20 protein-coding genes are annotated in these 17,920 nt (G+C 66.3%); 3 read left to right on the plus strand and 17 right to left on the minus strand.

Annotated elements, in window-relative coordinates; genetic code table 11:
* Nucleotides 1-12: 12 nt before the first annotated feature.
* Entirely contained in the window at nucleotides 13-723 is a 711-nt protein-coding gene (locus AC1DFC_RS26435; protein ID WP_007828312.1) for an ABC transporter ATP-binding protein, read from the minus strand.
* Nucleotides 724-759: 36 nt separating this feature from the next.
* Here AC1DFC_RS26435 and AC1DFC_RS26440 point away from each other — a divergent pair, with 36 nt between their 5' ends.
* Nucleotides 760-1,392, plus strand: coding sequence for an arylesterase (locus AC1DFC_RS26440; RefSeq protein ID WP_413313029.1), 633 nt, complete (start codon nucleotides 760-762; stop codon nucleotides 1,390-1,392).
* Between the two features lie 65 nt (nucleotides 1,393-1,457).
* Here the strand turns inward: AC1DFC_RS26440 and AC1DFC_RS26445 are convergent, their stop codons facing one another.
* Together AC1DFC_RS26445 and AC1DFC_RS26450 are read right to left on the minus strand one after the other, a co-directional pair.
* Nucleotides 1,458-1,661: a hypothetical protein gene (locus AC1DFC_RS26445; RefSeq protein ID WP_007828308.1), complete on the minus strand. Its 204-nt coding sequence runs from the start codon at nucleotides 1,659-1,661 to the stop codon at nucleotides 1,458-1,460.
* 114 nt (nucleotides 1,662-1,775) lie between these two features.
* A complete protein-coding gene (locus tag AC1DFC_RS26450) occupies nucleotides 1,776-2,969 on the minus strand; it encodes a PLP-dependent transferase (protein WP_007828307.1) in 1,194 nt (397 codons plus the stop codon).
* A gap of 100 nt (nucleotides 2,970-3,069) precedes the next feature.
* On the opposite strand from AC1DFC_RS26450, the gene AC1DFC_RS26455 reads away from it, so the two are divergent.
* Complete coding sequence (locus AC1DFC_RS26455; protein ID WP_478180280.1) at nucleotides 3,070-3,918, plus strand: helix-turn-helix domain-containing protein; 849 nt, start codon at nucleotides 3,070-3,072, stop codon at nucleotides 3,916-3,918.
* A 97-nt stretch (nucleotides 3,919-4,015) separates the two neighbouring features.
* Nucleotides 4,016-4,465: a VOC family protein gene (locus AC1DFC_RS26460; RefSeq protein WP_478180281.1), complete on the plus strand. Its 450-nt coding sequence runs from the start codon at nucleotides 4,016-4,018 to the stop codon at nucleotides 4,463-4,465.
* Nucleotides 4,466-4,469: 4 nt separating this feature from the next.
* Here AC1DFC_RS26460 and AC1DFC_RS26465 read toward each other — a convergent pair whose 3' ends face one another.
* From AC1DFC_RS26465 to AC1DFC_RS26530, 14 genes are all read right to left on the minus strand, one after another.
* Nucleotides 4,470-4,994 (minus strand): phosphoribosyltransferase, encoded by a 525-nt coding sequence (locus AC1DFC_RS26465; protein WP_007828299.1) that lies wholly within the window; start codon nucleotides 4,992-4,994, stop codon nucleotides 4,470-4,472.
* Nucleotides 4,995-5,010: 16 nt separating this feature from the next.
* Complete coding sequence (locus AC1DFC_RS26470) at nucleotides 5,011-6,342, minus strand: adenylosuccinate synthase (RefSeq protein ID WP_007828298.1); 1,332 nt, start codon at nucleotides 6,340-6,342, stop codon at nucleotides 5,011-5,013.
* A 23-nt stretch (nucleotides 6,343-6,365) separates the two neighbouring features.
* On the minus strand, nucleotides 6,366-7,526 hold the full coding sequence (locus AC1DFC_RS26475; protein ID WP_007828297.1) for an ATP phosphoribosyltransferase regulatory subunit: 1,161 nt from the start codon (nucleotides 7,524-7,526) through the stop codon (nucleotides 6,366-6,368).
* Between the two features lie 44 nt (nucleotides 7,527-7,570).
* Nucleotides 7,571-7,759, minus strand: coding sequence for a DUF2065 domain-containing protein (locus AC1DFC_RS26480; protein ID WP_042672606.1), 189 nt, complete (start codon nucleotides 7,757-7,759; stop codon nucleotides 7,571-7,573).
* Nucleotides 7,760-7,781: 22 nt separating this feature from the next.
* Nucleotides 7,782-8,681 carry a protease modulator HflC gene (gene hflC, locus AC1DFC_RS26485; protein ID WP_007828296.1) on the minus strand — a complete coding sequence of 300 codons (900 nt, stop codon included), beginning with the start codon at nucleotides 8,679-8,681 and terminating at the stop codon, nucleotides 7,782-7,784.
* A gap of 17 nt (nucleotides 8,682-8,698) precedes the next feature.
* Nucleotides 8,699-10,057: an FtsH protease activity modulator HflK gene (gene hflK, locus AC1DFC_RS26490; protein WP_007828295.1), complete on the minus strand. Its 1,359-nt coding sequence runs from the start codon at nucleotides 10,055-10,057 to the stop codon at nucleotides 8,699-8,701.
* Between the two features lie 74 nt (nucleotides 10,058-10,131).
* On the minus strand, nucleotides 10,132-11,301 hold the full coding sequence (hflX, locus tag AC1DFC_RS26495; protein WP_478180282.1) for a GTPase HflX: 1,170 nt from the start codon (nucleotides 11,299-11,301) through the stop codon (nucleotides 10,132-10,134).
* Nucleotides 11,302-11,357: 56 nt separating this feature from the next.
* Nucleotides 11,358-11,603: an RNA chaperone Hfq gene (gene hfq / locus AC1DFC_RS26500; RefSeq protein ID WP_007828293.1), complete on the minus strand. Its 246-nt coding sequence runs from the start codon at nucleotides 11,601-11,603 to the stop codon at nucleotides 11,358-11,360.
* Nucleotides 11,604-11,766: 163 nt separating this feature from the next.
* The gene (der, locus tag AC1DFC_RS26505) at nucleotides 11,767-13,110 is read right to left on the minus strand and encodes a ribosome biogenesis GTPase Der (protein WP_007828291.1); all 1,344 of its coding nucleotides are present in this window, start codon (nucleotides 13,108-13,110) and stop codon (nucleotides 11,767-11,769) included.
* A gap of 66 nt (nucleotides 13,111-13,176) precedes the next feature.
* The gene (gene bamB / locus AC1DFC_RS26510; protein WP_478180283.1) at nucleotides 13,177-14,319 is read right to left on the minus strand and encodes an outer membrane protein assembly factor BamB; all 1,143 of its coding nucleotides are present in this window, start codon (nucleotides 14,317-14,319) and stop codon (nucleotides 13,177-13,179) included.
* A gap of 6 nt (nucleotides 14,320-14,325) precedes the next feature.
* The gene (locus AC1DFC_RS26515) at nucleotides 14,326-15,018 is read right to left on the minus strand and encodes a YfgM family protein (RefSeq protein ID WP_478180284.1); all 693 of its coding nucleotides are present in this window, start codon (nucleotides 15,016-15,018) and stop codon (nucleotides 14,326-14,328) included.
* 6 nt (nucleotides 15,019-15,024) lie between these two features.
* Entirely contained in the window at nucleotides 15,025-16,335 is a 1,311-nt protein-coding gene (hisS, locus tag AC1DFC_RS26520) for a histidine--tRNA ligase (RefSeq protein WP_413333872.1), read from the minus strand.
* Nucleotides 16,336-16,350: 15 nt separating this feature from the next.
* Nucleotides 16,351-17,631: a flavodoxin-dependent (E)-4-hydroxy-3-methylbut-2-enyl-diphosphate synthase gene (gene ispG, locus AC1DFC_RS26525; protein WP_478180285.1), complete on the minus strand. Its 1,281-nt coding sequence runs from the start codon at nucleotides 17,629-17,631 to the stop codon at nucleotides 16,351-16,353.
* Nucleotides 17,628-17,920: DUF4115 domain-containing protein (locus AC1DFC_RS26530; RefSeq protein ID WP_478180286.1), on the minus strand; the 293-nt coding region annotated here is incomplete at its 5' end. The genes ispG and AC1DFC_RS26530, both read right to left, overlap by 4 nt.

Consider the following 17,920-nt stretch of genomic DNA (forward strand, 5'->3'; position numbering starts at 1 on the left):
CTAGTGCGCTTGTCATGCGGGCGCCAGAGCCACTTTTTCATTAAGCGAGACGTGCCCGGCCTCGATCGTGATGCGGCGTTCGCACTGCGCCGCGATGCCGCGGTCGTGGGTGACGAGCACGAGCGTGGTGCCCAATTCGCGGTTGAGGTCGAACATCAGCCGCATCACCTGCTCGCCCGTTGCGAAGTCGAGGCTGCCGGTGGGCTCGTCGGCCAACAGCAGCGCGGGCTGGACCACGAAGGCACGTGCCAGCGCCACGCGCTGCTGTTCGCCGCCCGAGAGCACCTTGGGATAGTGGCCGAGCCGCTGCCCAAGCCCGACGCGGCCGAGCATTTCGGTGGCTGCCTTGCGGGCGTCCTTGCGGTTGGCCAACTCCAGCGGGAGCATCACATTTTCAAGCGCGCTGAGGTTGCCGAGCAGTTGGAAGCTCTGGAACACGAAGCCCACGCGCTGCGCCCGGACCGCTGCGCGCTCGTCCTCGTCGATGGCGAAGATGTCCTCGCCGGCGATGCGCACCGTGCCGCGCGTGGGCGTGTCCAGCCCCGCAATGATCGACAGCAAGGTGCTCTTGCCGGAGCCCGAGGCGCCGACGATGGCAGCGGTTTCCCGCGCGCCGAGGGTGAAATCGATGTCCTGCAGAATGTCCAGCGTGCCGGTCGAGTCCGTGACGGACTTGAAGACATGCTCGACGGCGACAATGGCATCAGACGGGGGTTGGGACATGGAAAGGCTTTGGTTTTGAATCGACGAGACTTTATCTTGACCACCGCCGCGCTCGGCAGCGCGGGGACATGGACGGCCGCGGCGCAGGCCCAGGCCGTGGCAACCGGCAAGCCGGTGATCCTGGTGCTCGGCGATTCGCTGAGCGCAGAGTACGGCCTCAAGCGCGGCGAAGGCTGGGTACCCTTGCTGGAAAAAAGGCTTGCGCAGCAGAAGATCCCGGCCACGGTGGTCAACGCCAGCATCAGCGGCGACACCAGTTCCGGTGGGCGAGCCCGCTTTGCGTCGCTGCTCGCGCAGCACAAGCCCAGCCACGTGGTGATCGAGCTCGGCGCCAACGACGCCTTGCGCGGCCTGCCGCTGTCGGACACGGAAAGCAACCTGCTGCAAATCGCCAGGGCCGCGCAGGCTGCGGGCGCGAAGGTGCTGATCGTCGGCATCCAGGTGCCGCCGAACTATGGCGGCGACTACACGCGGCGCTTCGAGGCGGTGTTTTCCAAGGTGGCTGGCGCCACCAGGTCCGCGCTCGTTCCCTTCCTGCTCAAGGGCGTGGCCGATGCGCCCGATGCGCTCTCGCTGTTCCAGTCCGACCGCATCCATCCGACGGCCGCGGCACAGCCGCAACTGCTCGACAACGTCTGGCCCGAATTGCGCAAGCTGCTGCCCAGGTAATGGAAAAAGCCGCCGCAGGCACAGGCCTGCGGCGGCTTCTTCTCGATCGGTACGCCAGGAGCGGATCAACCGTTCTTGGTGGGCAACTCGGGCACGGTGGGTGGATCGCGTTCGAGCGAGGCCATGTCGGTTTCCGGGTCTCCGGGGGCCAAGCCGTCGCTGCTCGGGCTGAGTTTGCGGTTCGCCTTTTCCCGGAGCTTCTCTTCCTTCTTTTTCTTCTTGGCCAGCTCTTTCTGGCGCTTCTCGTAGCCGTAATTGGGTGTTGCCACTGCTTCTCCTTGGGCGAGGCAGTCAGGGTGACTGCACGTGGCCTACTGTAAGCGATAACGGTGCGGTCTCGAGACGGTACCCCATGACGCTCGCAGGGAGCGCGAAGCGATTTTTTACATCCGCGCCAATGCCTGCTGAAGGTCGGCGCGCAGGTCCTCCACGTCTTCGAGGCCGATGGAAAAACGAACGAGCGTGCCCTTGTAGGGCCAGCGCGCCACGCCGGCGTCGCGCATCAGGCCGATGTCATAAGGCACCACGAGGCTGATCGGGCCGCCCCACGAGTAGCCGAGCCGGAACAGCCGCAGGCTGTCGCAGAAACGATCGACCTGCTCGGTGCTGTAGCGCTCGTCGAATACCACCGAGAACAGGCCCGCCGCGAGGTCGGTGGCGCCGCACAGCGCACGCCAGTGGGTGTGGCCCGGCGAGTCTTCGAGCGCGGGGTGCAGCACCTGCGCAATCTCTTCGCAGCCGTTGAGCCAGCCGGCCAGTTCGCGCGCCGAGCGGTCGTGCGCGGCATAGCGCAGCGCGATGCTGGGCAGCGAACGCAGCAGCGTTTCCACGTCGCCCACGCCGATGCCCCAACCCATGCGCATGTGCGTGAGCTTGAGCGCGCGGTGCAGCCGCTCGTCGCGCGTGATCACGCTGCCCATGAGCACGTCGCCGCCGCCGCTCGGGTACTTGGTGAGCGCGTGCACCGAGATGTCGACGCCCTGCCCGCTGCCGTTGAAATCGAAGGGCGCGAAGGCCAGGCCCGCGCCCCAGGTGTTGTCGAGCGCCGTCATCACGCCGCGCGCGCGGCAGACGTTCACGAGCGCGGGCAGATCGGGAAACTCCATCGTCACCGAGCCCGCTGCTTCCACCCAGACCAGCCGCGTGCGGTCCGACAGCTTGGCCGCGAGGTCGGCCGGGTTCATCGCGTCGTACAGGCGATGGGTGATGCCGAAGTTCGCCAGTTCGCCGGTGGCAAGCGCCTTGTTGGGTCCGTAGGCGTTGTCCGGGATCAGCACCTCGTCGCCGGTCTTGAGGAAAGCGAACGAGACCAGCGAGATGGCCGCCAGCCCGCTGGGCACGAGCAGGCACTCGGTGCCGCCTTCGAGCGTGGCCAGGCGCTCTTCCAGCGTGAAGGTGGTGGGCGTGCCGTGCAGGCCGTAGGTGTAGCCGGCCTTGGTGCGCCAGTCGCGCGCGCGCATGGCGGCCACGTCGGCGAAGAACACCGTCGATGCCTTGAAAACGCCGGGCTGCGGCGCAGCGAAGGTGGCGGGCGGAACGTAGGGGTGGTGGATCAGGGTCGTGGAAGGCTTGCTCATGGGTGGATGCTATCGCGGCCGGCCCGGTGCCTCCGGCACGCGTTCCATCGCACAATGCGCGGATGGGCCAGAGCCCGCTTCATGGAAGAAGCTCGCGATCGTGCAACTGACGCGCCTTGCCCCTTCTCACCTGCGGCCCTTCGTGCGGCTGATGTGGGCCTCGTCGCCCGGGGGCAAGCCTGCCGAGCGCCCGGGTGTGCGCGAGCATGTGCTGCCCACCGGCGGCATGCACCTGGTCTTCCGGCTCTCGGGGCCGCCATTGCGCCTGTTTCGCGACGATGCCGATGCGCAGGGCTTCACGGTGGGCTACGCCATGGTGGGCGGCACCCGCTCGGCCTTCTTCGTGCGCGATGTGTCCGTTGCGACGCGTTCGGTCGGCGTCATGCTGCAGCCGGGCGCGGCCAGGGCGCTGCTCGGGGCGCCGGAAGATGCGCTGGCCGGGCGCCACACCCCGCTCGAAGCGCTCTGGGGTGCCGATGCGGGCTTCGCGCTCGAACAGCTGCACGGCACCGACTCGCAGGCGCGGCAGCTCGCCATCGTCGCAGCCCTGCTGAGCGCGCGCATTGCCTCGTCCTCCCTGCGCGGCCTGCACCCCGCGGTGGCGCAGGCACTGGCCCGCATGTCCAGCGCGAGTGCCAACGACAACGACGGGCAAGCCGGTGCCATCGGCGAACTGGTGAAGGAAAGCGGCTACAGCCACAGGCGCTTCATCGCGCTCTTTCGCGGCATGACCGGCCTGGCACCCAAGCAGTACGCGCGCATGCTGCGCTTCGACCGCGTGATCGGCCAGTTCGCCACCGCCCCGACCCAACGCTGGGTCGAGCTGGCGCTGCAGGCCGGCTACAGCGACCAGGCGCACTTCAATCGCGACTTCCTGGCCATTGCCGGCATGTCGCCGCAGGCGTACCGGCGGGCGGCGCCGGCGTCCTCGCGGCACGTGCGGATCTGAGCGGCCTGCCACGCCCCCGCAGGTCAAAATTGTTCAAGACCCGATTTGCGGCGAGCGCCAGAATCGCGCCCATCTCAACCCGAAGGGACAACGAACCATGGCGATCCACGAGCTGTTTCCGTACCTCTGCGTCCATGATGCCGGCGCAGCCATCGAGTTCTACTGCAAGGTCTTCGAGGTGAAGGAAATCTTTCGCCTGACCGAACCCAGCGGACGCATCGGCCACGCGGAGCTGGACTTCCACAACGGCGCGATCCTGATGATCTCGGACGAATTCGCCGAGTTCAACATCCACAGTGCGAAGACGCTGGGCGGCACGGCCGTCACGCTGCACCTGCATGTGGACGATGCCGACACGTTGGTGGCGCGCGCAGTCGCTGCAGGCGCCACGCTCGACATGGCACCGCAGGATCAGTTCTACGGGGAACGCTCCGGCGTTTTTCGCGACCCCTTCGGCCATCGCTGGAACGTGGGGCACTGCATCGAGAAGCTGACGCCGGAAGAAATGCAGCGGCGCTACACCGAGATGCTCGGCGGCGCCGGCTGAGAGATCAGACCGACCACTTCTCGATCAGCTTCTCGGCGCCGAGCGAGTCGTAGCCTTCGAAGGGCTGGTGGATCCAGGGGTTCGTCGCCAGGTATTCGACCGAGTAGTCAGGCGTGAAGGTCGATAGCGCCTTCGTCCAGATCACCGCGCTGCGCAGTTCGGTGATCGGCTTGTAGTTGTTGCGCAGCATGTCCATCACGGCGTGCAGCGTGTGGCCCGAGTCGGCCAGGTCGTCGACCAGCAGCACCCTGCCAGCGATCTCGCCCTTGGGTGTCGTGATGAAGCGCGCGATGTCGAGATGGCCCTGCACCGTGCCCGCGTCAGCGCGGTACGAGCTGGTCGACATGATGGCAAGCGGCTTGCTGAAGATGCGCGAGAGCACATCGCCAGGGCGCATGCCGCCGCGCGCCAGGCACAGGATGGTGTCGAACTGCCATTCCGACTGGTACACCTTGATCGCGAGCTTCTCGATCAGGTTGTGGTACTCGTCGTAGCTGACGTAGAGATGCTTGCCGTCTTCGGTCAACATGGGTCTTTTTTCCTCTTCAGTCGGCCAAGTAGGGGTGGCGCATCATGATCGTGTGGTCGCGATCCGGGCTGGTCGACACCATGTGGATCGGCACACCGGTGATCTGCTCGATGCGCTGCAGGTAAAGGCGCGCATTGACCGGCAGCTTGTCGTACTGCGTGACTCCCACGGTGCTCTCGGTCCAGCCTTCGAGGGTTTCGTAGATCGGCGTGCAGCGCTCGATCTCGTCCGCGCCCATCGGCAGGATGTCGGTGGTTTCGCCGTCGAGTTCGTAGCCGGTGCACAGCTCGAGCTTCTCGAGGCCGTCGAGCACGTCGAGCTTGGTGATGCACAGGCCCGACAGGCCGTTGACCTGCGCCGAGCGCTTGAGCAGCGCGGCGTCGAACCAGCCGCAACGGCGGCTGCGGCCGGTGGTCACGCCCTTTTCGGCGCCCACGGTGCTCATGTGATAACCGGGGGTGCCGGGCGTGGCCCAGTCGAGTTCGGTGGGGAACGGACCGCCGCCCACGCGCGTGCAGTAGGCCTTGGTGATGCCGAGGATGTAGTGCAGCATGCCCGGGCCCACGCCCGAACCGGCGGCGGCATTGCCGGCCACGCAGTTGCTGGAGGTGACGTACGGATAGGTGCCGTGATCGACGTCGAGCAGCGTGCCCTGGGCGCCTTCGAACAGCAGGTTGGCGCCGTTCCTGTTCGCGTCGTTCAGTTCGCGCGAGACGTCGGCCATCATGGGCTTGAGCAGCTCGGCGTGCCTCATCGCTTCGTTGAAGACTTCATCGAAATCGATGGCCGGCGCGCTCAGCACCTGCGTCAGCACGTGGTTGTGCAGGTCGAGCAGCACGCGCAGCTTGGTGGCGAAGCGCTCGGGGTGCTTCAGGTCCTGCACGCGCAGTGCGCGGCGTGCGATCTTGTCTTCGTAGGCCGGGCCGATGCCGCGGCCGGTGGTGCCGATCTTCTCGATGCCGCCCTTTTCGCGGTAGGCCTCGCGCGCGATGTCCAGTGCAGCATGGAACGGCAGGATCAGCGGGCAGGCCTCGCTGATGCGCAGGCGCGAACGCACCTCGACGCCAGCCTTCTCCAGCCCTTCGATTTCCTCGAACAGCTTGGCCGCCGACAGCACCACGCCGTTGCCGATGTAGCACTTGACGCCGGGCCGCATGATGCCGCTCGGGATCAGGTGCAACGCGGTTTTCACACCGTTGATGACCAGCGTGTGGCCCGCGTTGTGGCCGCCCTGGAAACGGACCACGCCCTGGGCGCTTTCCGTCAGCCAGTCGACCAGTTTGCCTTTGCCTTCGTCGCCCCATTGGGTACCGACGACGACCACGTTTCTTCCGGTGGTTACGCTCATGCTCGTTCCATTACTTCAAAAATTCAGATCGCTCGGACACTCCACTGGCCTGCTTGCTCGACGAGCTCGCGGTCGCAGTGGAATTCATCGATTTCGCTGCCATGGCCCGGCAGCACGCAGACTACCGTTTCACCGGACTTGCGCAATTGGGCAATCGCCTGACGCAGGCCGGCCGCATCGCTCCAGGGCGCGCGGATGGCGGCGCGCAGCGGGCGGGCCGGCAGCACGCCGACCAGCTCGCGCACGTCGAGGCTGAAGCCGACGGCCGGACGGTTGCGGCCGAACACGGCCCCCACTTCGTCGTAGCGGCCGCCGCGCACCAGCGAATCGGCCGCGCCGGGCACGTAGATGCCGAAGCGCATGCCGCTGTAGTACGCATAACCGCGCAGGTCGGCCAGGTCGAAGCTGATCTGGCGGCCGGCCACGCCCTGGAGGCCGGCAGCGAGCTGCTTCAGGTCGGCCAGCGCGGCGCCGACGGCAGGCGTGCCCTTCAAGGCCTTGGTGGCCTCGTCGAGCACCGACGCGTCGCCGTACAGCTGGACCAGGGCGCGCAGCCCTTCGCGCGAGGCGGCAGGGAAGTCCTTGGTGAGTGAAGCGAGCTCGCTCTCGTCCTTGGCGGCCAGCGCAGCGTGCACCCGGGCCAGCGTGGCGGCATCGACCGGTACGCCGGCGAACAGCGCGCGCACGATGCGGGCATCGGCCAGGTCGACGATCACGCCTTCGCGCAGGCCGGCGGCGTCGAGGCAGTCGAGCGCCAGCAGCAGGGTTTCGGTGTCGGCCTCGAGCCCGGCATGGCCGTAGATCTCGGCGCCGAACTGCAGCGGCTCACGGGTGGCGTGCGGGCGGTCGGGCCGGGTATGGAGCACCGGGCCGCAGTAGCACAGGCGGGCCACGCCGTCGCGGTTCAGCAGATGGGCATCGATGCGCGCCACCTGAGGGGTGGTGTCGGCGCGAAGGCCCATGCTGCGGCCGGAGAGCTGGTCCACGAGCTTGAAGGTTTGGAGGTCGAGCGCCTCGCCGGTGCCCGAGAGCAGCGATTCGAGGTGTTCGAGCAGCGGCGGCATCACCAGCTCGTAGCCATAGCCACGGGCGGTATCGAGCAGCTGGCGTCGAAGTTCTTCGATGTGGCGCGCCTCTGAGGGCAGCACATCGGCAATGTGATCCGGGAGGACCCAGGCGGACATGGGGATCGAGGGCGTGGTTAAACCGGAATTCTACCGGGACCGCGCTACCCCAAGATCCAGAGCAGTAGCAAACCCAGCAGGATGCTGCAAAGTCCGAAGAAACGAAGCTGGCCGTCACGCAGCTGCATGAGCTGGCCGAAGCCGCGCCGCCACCCTCCCGGTGAGACGAAAGGCAGGATGCCTTCGATCACCAGGACGAGCGCCAGCGCGCTCCAGAAAGTGTCGGCGCTCACGGCTCCTGGGGACGGCTGCGAATCAACGACGGGAAGCGTTGGTGTTCGAACCCGAACCTTGCATGGCGCGGAAGAAGTCCGAGGATGGATCGAGCACCATCACGTCGCTCTTCTTGTTGAAGCTCTGTTTGTAGGCTTCGAGGCTTCGGTAGAACTGAGCGAACTGCGGGTCGCGGCCAAAGGCCTCGCTGTACGTGGAAGCGGCCTGGGCATCGCCCTCGCCCTTGATCTTCTGCGCGTCGCGGTAGGCGTTCGCCACGATCACTTCGCGCTGGCGGTCAGCGTCGGCGCGGATCTTCTCGCCTTCGGCCGTGCCGGTCGAACGCAGCTCGTTGGCCACGCGCTTGCGCTCGGCTTCCATGCGGCGGTAGACCGATTCGGTGATGGCTTCCACATAGTCGACACGCGTGATGCGCACGTCGACCACGTCCACGCCCCAGGGCTTGGCACCCTTCACCACCGACAGCACTTCGCGCTGCACGTCGGCCATCAGGGCCTCGCGGCGCACCGAGATCAGGTCGCGCACGGTGCGCTTGTTGATGTTTTCCTGGAACGCATTTCGCACCACGCGGTTGAGCTGCATGGCGCCGGCGTTCTCGTCGAGGCCGACATTGCGGATGTAGGCTTGCGGGTCGCTGATGCGCCAACGCACATACCAGTCGATCACCACACGCTGCTTCTCGGCGGTGAGCATCGGCTCGGTGTCCACGCTCGACAGCGTCAGCAGGCGCTTGTCGATGTACGACACGTTCTGGAACGGCGGCGGCAGCTTGAAGTTGAGGCCGGGCTCCGTGATGACCTGCTTGATCTGGCCAAGCGCATAGACCACGCCGAACTGCCGCTGGTCGACCACGAAAAGGGTCGAGCTTGCCAACACCAGCAGCACGAGGATCGAGGTGGCGATGAATCCGATTCTGTTCATATTCTTTCGGGCCTTTTTCAACGCACGTCGCGGTCACGCGAGCGGCCATCGCGGGCACGCACGTCGTTCGTCGCAGGGGCCACCGGGATCACCGAGGACTGGGCCGGTGCAGTGCCGGCAACGCTCGGGCTGGCCGCGTCGACCGGCGTGGCCGCCGCATTGTTGCCGCTCAGCTGCATGAGCTTGTCGAGCGGCAGGTACAGCAGGTTGGAGCCCTGCTTGCTGTCGACCAGCACCTTCGTCGTGCTGGCGTAGATCTGCTGCATGGCGTCGGTGTACATGCGGTCGCGCGTCACCTGCGGTGCCTTCTGGTATTCGGCCAGCACCGCACTGAAGCGGCCGGCATCACCCTGGGCCTGCGCCACGATCCGCGCCTTGTAGGCCTCGGACTCTTCCTTCAGGCGCGAAGCCGTACCGGTGGCGAGCGGCACCACGTTGTTGGCATAGGCCTGCGCATCGTTCTTGGTGCGCTCGCGCTCCTGGCCAGCCTTGAGCACGTCGTCGAACGCGGCCTGCACCTGCTCGGGCGGACGCACACCGCCCTGCTGCAGGTTGATGCCGACGACTTCGACGCCGATCTTGTAGCGGTCGAGAATGGTCTGCATCAGCGCGCGCACGCGCGGTGCGATCTGATCGCGCTCTTCGGCCAGCGCGGCGTCCATCTTCATCTTGCCGACCACCTCGCGCACCGAGGTCTCGGCCACCTGCACGACGGTGTCGGCGGGCGACTTGCTTTCGTAGAGCCAGGCACGCGGATCGCTCAGGCGGTACTGCACGGCGAACTTGATCTCGACGATGTTCTCGTCTTCGGTCAGCATGGCCGACTCGCGCAGCCCGGTGGAGCGCACGATGGCGTCGCGGCCGACGTCGGCGGAACGGATCTGCGTGGTCACCACCACCTCGTGGCGCTGGATCGGGTACGGCAGTCGCCAGTTGAAGCCGGCGCCCACGGTGCTCTTGTAGCGGCCGAACTGTGTGATGACGGCCTGCTGGCCCTCGTTCACGATGAAGAAGCCGGTGCCGAGCCAGATCAGGACCACCACTGCCGCCACGAGACCGAGGCCGAATCCTGCATTCTTCATGTCGGGCCTGTAGCCGTTGCCGCCACCATTGCCGCCGTTGGGGCGGTTGCTGCCGCCCTTGCCACCGAAGAAGCCACCGAGCTTGCGATTGAGGTCGCGCCAGAGTTCATCGAGGTCGGGAGGACCTTGATTGGGACCCTGTCCCCGAGGGCGGTTGTCGTTGTTGCCGTTGTTGCCGCCATTGCTCGAAGGCGGTGGGGTCGGTGCGCCCGGGGGATTGGCGTCGGGGGGGCGGCTGCCGTTGGAAGACGGCTCGTCGCCGCGACCCCATCGGCCGTCGTTCAGGTTGAACATGCCCAGAAACCCTCTCCGCGCTGGCTTTGAATTCATTCGCTTCGTTCTCTTGTCAGTGGCGGGATTGTGCCCAATCAATCGGTTGCATCGTGCAATTCAGTGTCTGCCTCAGGGGTCATCGTATCGGCTACGGAACCCGACTGCCGGGCGAGTTCGGCGCGCAGCAACGGCACGCCCTCACCGCTCTTGGCGCTGAGGAAGATGCGGGGGACCTGCGCGCCGTCGATTTCCATCTCGTCCTGCAGATGCAGCGGATGCTGCGCGCTTTCAAGAGCGTCGAGCTTGTTGAACACCAACAGCTGCGGCACGGTGTCGGCACCGATCTCGCGCAGCACCGCCTGCACCTCGGCCATCTGCTCGGGGTAGTGGGGGTTGGAGGCATCGACCACATGCAGCAGCAGGTCGGCATCGACCGCCTCCTGCAGCGTGGCTTTGAAGGCATCGACCAGCCCGTGCGGCAGGTCGCGGATGAAACCCACGGTGTCGGAGATCGACACCTGCCGCCGGGCATCGCCCAGGTAGAGATTGCGCGTGGTGGTGTCGAGCGTGGCGAACAACTGGTCGGCCGCATAGGCGCGGGCCTTGACCAGCGCATTGAACAGCGACGACTTGCCCGCGTTGGTGTAGCCCACCAGCGAGATGTTGAAGGTGTCGCGGCGCTCGCGCTGCCGGCGCTGGGTGCCGCGCTGCTTCTGCACCTTGGCGAGACGCTCGCGCGTGCGCTTGATCGACTCGCCGATCATCCGGCGATCGAGCTCGATCTGCTTTTCACCCGGGCCGCCGCGCACGCCTGCACCGCCGGTCTGGCGCTCCAGGTGGGACCATCGGCGGACCAGCCGCGTACTGAGGTACTGCAGACGAGCCAGCTCGACCTGCAGCTTGCCCTCGTGCGAACGCGCGCGCTGGGCGAAGATTTCGAGGATGAGAAAGGTCCGGTCGTAGACCGCGATGTCGAGCTGGCGCTCGAGGTTGCGCTGCTGCGCGGGGCTCAGGGCCTGGTCGAAGATGACCTCGCTCGCCCTGTACAGGGCAGCCAGCTCCTTGATTTCTTCGGCCTTGCCGCTGCCAACGAACAGGGCCGCGTCGGGTGCCTTGCGCTTGCACGCAAGGCGGGCGACGGGCGTCAGGCCCGCGGTCTGCGCGAGCAGGCCGAGTTCCTCGAGTTCGCTGTCGAAATGGGGCAGCCCGAAATCGACGCCGACGAGAACGGCGGCGCCTTCCTGGCGGGGGATCAGTTCAGACAAGCGGGATCAGAAATTGGGAAAAAGCGCGGCAGCAGGGGCCGCCGCGCTCCGCGCGATCAGGCTGCGGCGTCTTCGTTCTCGGTAGCCGAGAAGTTGACGGCACGACCCGGCACGATGGTGGAAATGGCGTGCTTGTAGACCATTTGCGTCACCGTATTGCGAAGCAACACGACGTACTGGTCAAAAGACTCGATCTGGCCCTGCAGCTTGATGCCATTCACCAAATAAATGGAAACCGGCACGTGCTCACGACGCAGGGTGTTCAGAAACGGGTCTTGCAGAAGTTGCCCTTTATTGCTCACGATATTCTCCGTGTTCAAGAGTAGTTGTTGGAGAGATGACCTTAACACAGGGTTTCTGCGCCGCAGCAATCGGGGTCAAAAGCCTTGAGAAAATAACGGCTCTCAAAAGACGGAACTTCCACTCGGCTCGCGGTTCATCGGCCGCCATCGGCGGCCAAGCCCCTCAGTCGTCCTTGTCGGCAAATGGATTGTGCGAGCTCTTGAACTCGATGCGCAAGGGGGTACCCACAAGGTCGAACTCCTTGCGGAAGCGTCCTTCGAGGAAGCGCTTGTAGGCGTCGGTCACGTGCTCCAGCGAATTGCCATGGATCACGATCACCGGCGGGTTCATGCCCCCCTGGTGCGCATAGCGCAGCTTGGGCCGGTACATGCCCCCGCGCTTGGGCGCCTGGAACTGCACCGCCTCCAGCAGCAGGCGGGTCAGCACCGGCGTCGACATCTTGCGCGTGGCCGACTTGTGGGCCTGCGCGATCGCCTGCCACACCGGGCCCAGGCCCTGGCGCTTGATGGCCGAGATGAAATGCAGCGCCGCGAACTTCAGGAACGGCAGCCGGGTCTCGATCTGCCGCTGGATCTGCTCGCGCTGGTAGCTGTCGACGGCGTCCCACTTGTTGATCGCAATCACCACCGCGCGGCCGCTTTCGAGGATGTAGCCGGCGATGTGCGCGTCCTGGTCGGTCACGCCCTGCGTGGCGTCGAGCAGCAGCAGCACCACGTTGGCCGATTCGATGGCCTGCAGCGTCTTGACCACCGAGAACTTCTCGATCGCCTCGAACACCCTGCCCTTGCGGCGCAGGCCGGCCGTGTCGATCAGTTCGAAGCGCTGGCCGTTGCGCTCGAAGGGCACGGAGATCGCATCGCGCGTGGTGCCCGGCATGTCGAAGGCCACGAGGCGCTCTTCGCCGAGCCAGGTGTTGATCAGCGTGGACTTGCCCACGTTGGGCCGTCCGGCCACGGCCAGCTTGATCGGCTTGTTGACCTCGTCCTCGTCCGCCTCGTCGTCGGGATCGGGCAGGTTCAGCGGTTCCAGGGCGAGTTCGACGAGGTCGCGCATGCCCTGCCCGTGCGCAGCAGATACGCCATGCACGTCGCCGAAGCCGAGTTCGTAGAAGTCGACCAGCTTGGTGCCGTCGTGCATGCCCTCGGCCTTGTTGGCCGCCAGCACGCAAGGCTTGCCGAGGCGGCGCAGTTCGTTGGCGATGTCGTGGTCTTGCGCCGACAGGCCCTCGCGGGCGTCGACGACGAAGATCACCACGTCGGCCTCGGCCACGGCCTGCCGCGTCTGCTTGGCCATTTCCTTGTAGATGCCGCTGCCCGCGTCGGGTTCGAAGCCACCGGTGTCGATGACGATGAACTCGTGCTTGCCCAGGCGGCCATTGCCGTAGTGGCGGTCGCGCGTGAGGCCGGCGAAGTCGGCGACGATGGCGTCGCGCGTCTGGGTCAGGCGGTTGAAGAGGGTCGACTTGCCAACGTTGGGCCGCCCGACCAGGGCCACGACCGGCTTCATGGCCGGCCTTTCGATGGCGCGGTTTTCATGGTCGGGCCTTGGAAAGAGAAAAAGAAAAAGAAAGAGTTATTCAGGGCGATAACCAAACACGCCACCCTTGGCAGTCACGACCACGACCGTGTTGCCGGCCAGCACCGGCGTGACGGTGATGGCCGAGCCATCTGGCGTGACACGATTGAGCAACGCGCCATCTTCACGCGACACGAAGTGCAGCGTGCCGGTGTCTTCGCCGATGATCAGCGAGCGGCCCACGGCCAGCGGCGCGGTGAGGTTGCGGTTCTTCAAGCGGCTCATCTGCCAGGCGCGCTCGCCGTCGGCACGGCGCCACGCGACGACGCTGCCGTCGGACTCGGTACCGTAGACAAAACCGCTGTCGCCGCTGACGCCGTCGGCGCCCGAGGCGGGCTTGCTCCAGACCAGTGAGCCGCGCACGGTCTCGACGCAGCCGACGCTGGCGTAGTACGCGCGGGCGCAGATGGTGTCGCCGAAGCGGCTCACGCTGCCGGTCAGATCGACCAGGCGCTCCACGTCGTTGGTGCCGCGCGGTGCCGCAATGGGCGATTCCCAGCGCGAAGTGCCATTGGCGGGGTTGATGCCCACCAGACGGCCGCCGATGCCTGCGACCAGCGTGTCGCCCACGGCGATCAGCACGCCCGACTTGCGCAGCACGAGGTTTTCACCCGTGCGCTGCTGGATCCAGAGGCGGCGGCCGCTCTGCCCGTCCCAGGCGCTGATGCTGCGGTCGGCGGTCTGCACGAACACGCGGCGTCCCGCCACGAGCGGTGCTGTGAAGGCCTGGGCCGAGAGTTTCTGCTTCCACAGGACCTTGCCGTTCTCGATGGCGACCAGTTCGTTGCCGGTGGTCACGACTGCGGCCATCGACCCGTCGCTGCCTACACCGGCTGCCAGCGGTGCGCCGGCGCTCGCGCGCCAGGTTTCACGGCCGGCGCGAGCGTCGATGGCAACCACCGTGCCATCGCTGCCGGCCACGGTGACGGTGTCGCCGCTGATGTCGGTAGTGAGAGGGAACTTGACCTCGGGGATGCGCACCGTCCAGGCCTGGCGCACGCCCATCAGGGCCGGATTGGCGGGAAGTTCTGCCGGCTTCGGCTTGCTGCTGCCCGAACAGGCGGCGAGGAGCGCCACCAAAACAAGAGCTGATCCCGCGCGCAGGGCGGTCGATTCAGGCATGAAACGCTTGAAATTCATATGCGGTCAGGGAGTTTTGGGGACTGCGGGTGTGACGGTGACGACTGGCGCCAGGCTCTTCGGGTCGACACCGACCGCGTTGAGCTTGATTTCGACCAGGCGGCGGTAGTCGGAGGTGGCACCAAGGCCGGTCCAGGCCTTGCGGTATTCGGCCTGCGCCTCGGCGCGCTTGCCCTGGGCCAGGTAGATGTCGCCCTTGCGGTCGGCCACCAGCGGTTCGAATTCCTTGGGTACGCTGCTGTCGAGCTGCTTGATCGCATCGTCGTAGGACTTGCTGTCGAGCAGTTCGGCCGCCAGCCGCAGCCTGGCAATAGCCTTGTAGCCCGGATCGACGGCGTTCTGCGCAACCCATTCGAGTTCCGCGCGCGAGCCCGCGGCATTGCCCTTTTCGTACAGCGTCTTGGCGACCAGCAGGCCGGCCTGCTGCGCGTAGGTAGTGCCCGAGAAGCGCTTCTTCATGTCGTCGAGCACGAGCGCGATGCGCGCCGGATCGCCGGCCTGCGCGGTCTTCTCGATTTCGTCGTAGAGCGACGAGGCTTGCGCCGCCTTGTTGCGTCCATACCATTGCCAGCCGTTCCAGGCCACGAAGGCGCCAGCGACGAGCAGCACGGCCCATGTGATCAGGGTGCCGTAGGTGTTCCAGAAATGCTTGAGCTGGTCGAGCTGTTCCTGTTCTTCGAGGTCGAGATGGGTTGCCATGCGCTGTCAGGTGTTGGGAGCCGGCGATTGTAGGGTGGCGGCCCAGGTGGCCACTTCGGCAAGCGGCCGGGAGGTCTGCGCACCGCTTCCGTCGCGCAGCGCCTTGAGAGTCACTTCGCCGCGTGCAAGTTCATCGGCGCCGAAGATCAGGGCGTAGGTGGCGCCGCTGTTGTCGGCCCGCTTGAACTGCGACTTGAAGCTGCCGAGGCCATCCGCCGTGGCGGCGTGCATCTGCACACGCACGCCGGCGTCACGCAACTGCTGCAGCGTACGCAGCGCCACCGGCATGGCAGAGGCATCGGGCACGACGGCATAGACATCGGGGGCCCGTACCGGGATCTGAGTGCCCTGCTCCTTCATGAGGTCGAGCACGCGCTCCACGCCGATTGCCCATCCCACTGCAGGCGCCGGCTTGCCGCCGAGTTGCTCGAACAGGCCGTCATAGCGGCCGCCGGCACACACCGTGCCCTGCGAGCCGAGCCGGTCAGTCACGAACTCGAACACGCTGAGGTTGTAGTAATCGAGGCCGCGCACGAGGCGCGGGTTGATGGTGTAGGCGACGCCGTTGGCGTCGAGGATGGCCTTCAACCCCTCGAAGTGCGCCAGCGATTCGGCACCGAGGAAGTCCATCAGTCTCGGCGCCGACTCGACCACATCCTTCATCGCCGGATTCTTGGTGTCGAGGATGCGCAGCGGGTTGCTGTGCAGGCGGCGCTTGCCGTCCTCGTCGAGCTTGTCGGCATGCGCCTCGAAATGCGCGATGAGCTGAGCACGGTGCTGCGCCCGCTCTGCCGGCTGGCCAAGGCTGTTGAGCTCCAGCCGCACGTCGGTCAGGCCGATCGCCTTCCAGAGCGCACTCGCGAGCAGGATCAATTCAGCGTCGATGTCGGGACCGGCAAAACCCAGTGCCTCGACGTCGATCTGGTGGAACTGCCGGAAACGCCCGCGCTGCGGCTTCTCGCGCCGGAACATCGGCCCGATGGCCCACAGGCGCTTGCCGCCGTCATAGAGCATGTTGTGCTCGATCGCGGCCCGCACAATGCCGGCGGTGTTCTCGGGCCGCAGCGTCAGGTGGTCGTTGTCGCCGTACTTGTCCGAGCGGTCGTGAAAGGAGTACATCTCCTTCTCGACGATGTCCGTCACCTCGCCGATGCCGCGCACGAACAGCGCCGTGTGCTCGAGGATCGGCGTGCGGACGTTGCGGTACGCATAGCGCCCCATCAGGTCGCGCACGGTGGCCTCGAGCCATTCCCAGCGCGCCGATTCGGGCGGCAATATGTCGTTCATGCCTTTGACGGCATTCAATTTTTCAGCCATGAGTCTGCGGAGGTGTCAGGCCAGGGCAGCGTGCTCGCCGCCGAAGCGCTTTTCGATGTAGGTTTCGACGAGTTGGTGAAACTCGTTGGCGATATTGTCGCCGCGCAGCGTGAGTGCCTTTTCGCCGTCGATGAAGACCGGAGCGGCAGGCGCCTCGCCGGTGCCAGGCAGGCTGATGCCGATGTCGGCGTGCTTGCTCTCGCCGGGGCCGTTGACAATGCAGCCCATGACGGCCACCTTCAGCGTCTCGACGCCCGGATATTTCTTGCGCCAGAGCGGCATCTGCAGGCGCAGGTAGTCGTCGATCTGCTTGGCCAGCTCCTGGAACGTGGTGCTGGTGGTGCGGCCGCAGCCCGGGCAGGCTGTGACGCTCGGCACGAACACGCGCAGGCCCAGGGCTTGCAGGATCTCGTTGGCAATCAGCACCTCTTGCGTGCGCGACTCGCCCGGCTGCGGCGTGAGCGACACGCGAATCGTGTCGCCAATGCCCTCCTGCAGCAGGATCGACAACGCCGTGGCCGAGGCCACCGTGCCCTTGGTGCCCATGCCGGCCTCGGTGAGGCCCAGGTGCAGCGGATAGTCGCAGCGCCTGGCCAGTTCGCGGTAGACCGAGATCAGGTCCTGCACGCCGCTCACCTTGCACGACAGGATGACCTGGTTGCCGCTCATGCCCATCGACTCGGCCAGCCTGGCGGACTCGACGGCCGAAGTGATCAGCGCCTCGTACATCACCTGCTTGGCATCCCAGGGCTCGGCGCGCTGGCTGTTGGTGTCCATCAGGCTGGCGAGCAGTTCCTGGTCGAGGCTGCCCCAGTTGACGCCGATGCGCACAGGCTTGTTCCAGCGCATGGCCGCGTCGATCATCTGGCCGAACTGCCTGTCCTTCTTGTCGCCCTTGCCCACGTTGCCGGGGTTGATGCGGTACTTGCTCAGCGCCTCGGCGCAGGCCGGATAGTCGGTCAGCAGGCGGTGGCCGTTGTAGTGGAAGTCGCCGATCAGCGGCACGTCGATCCCCATGCGGTCGAGCTGCTCGCGGATGTAGGGCACCTGCGCGGCGGCCTCGGGCGTATTGACCGTGATACGGACCATTTCGGAGCCGGCAATGGCCAGTTCCTTCACCTGGATCGCGGTGCCGATGGCATCGACGGTGTCGGTGTTGGTCATGGACTGCACGCGCACCGGAGCGTCGCCGCCCACCGTGACCACGCGCGGCCCCCAGACCACGCTGGCCTGGCGCGAGCGGCGCGCTTTTGGCGCGGCCGACTCGATGGGAAGCGGGAGGCAATCGCCGGTCATGGTTTCACCTCGAAACGTGCCACGCCACCACCCTTGGTGACGGGCTTCAGGTCGTATGGCTGGCCGCGCACCTGCACGTCGACGCTCGACGCGCGCCCGACCACGACGGACAGCGGCAGCGTGCCCGACAAACCCACCGTTTCGCCAGCCTTCAGGCTGCGGCGCAGCAGCTGCTTGCCCCCGGCTTCGGTCACGGTGACCCAGCACTCTTCCCGTGCCACGAAGACAAGCTGCTGGGCGCTGGCGGCAGCCGTGGCGGGCGCGGCAGGGGCAGCGGGCGCCGCAGCGG

The organism is Variovorax sp. 10L421 (genome assembly GCF_056395365.1).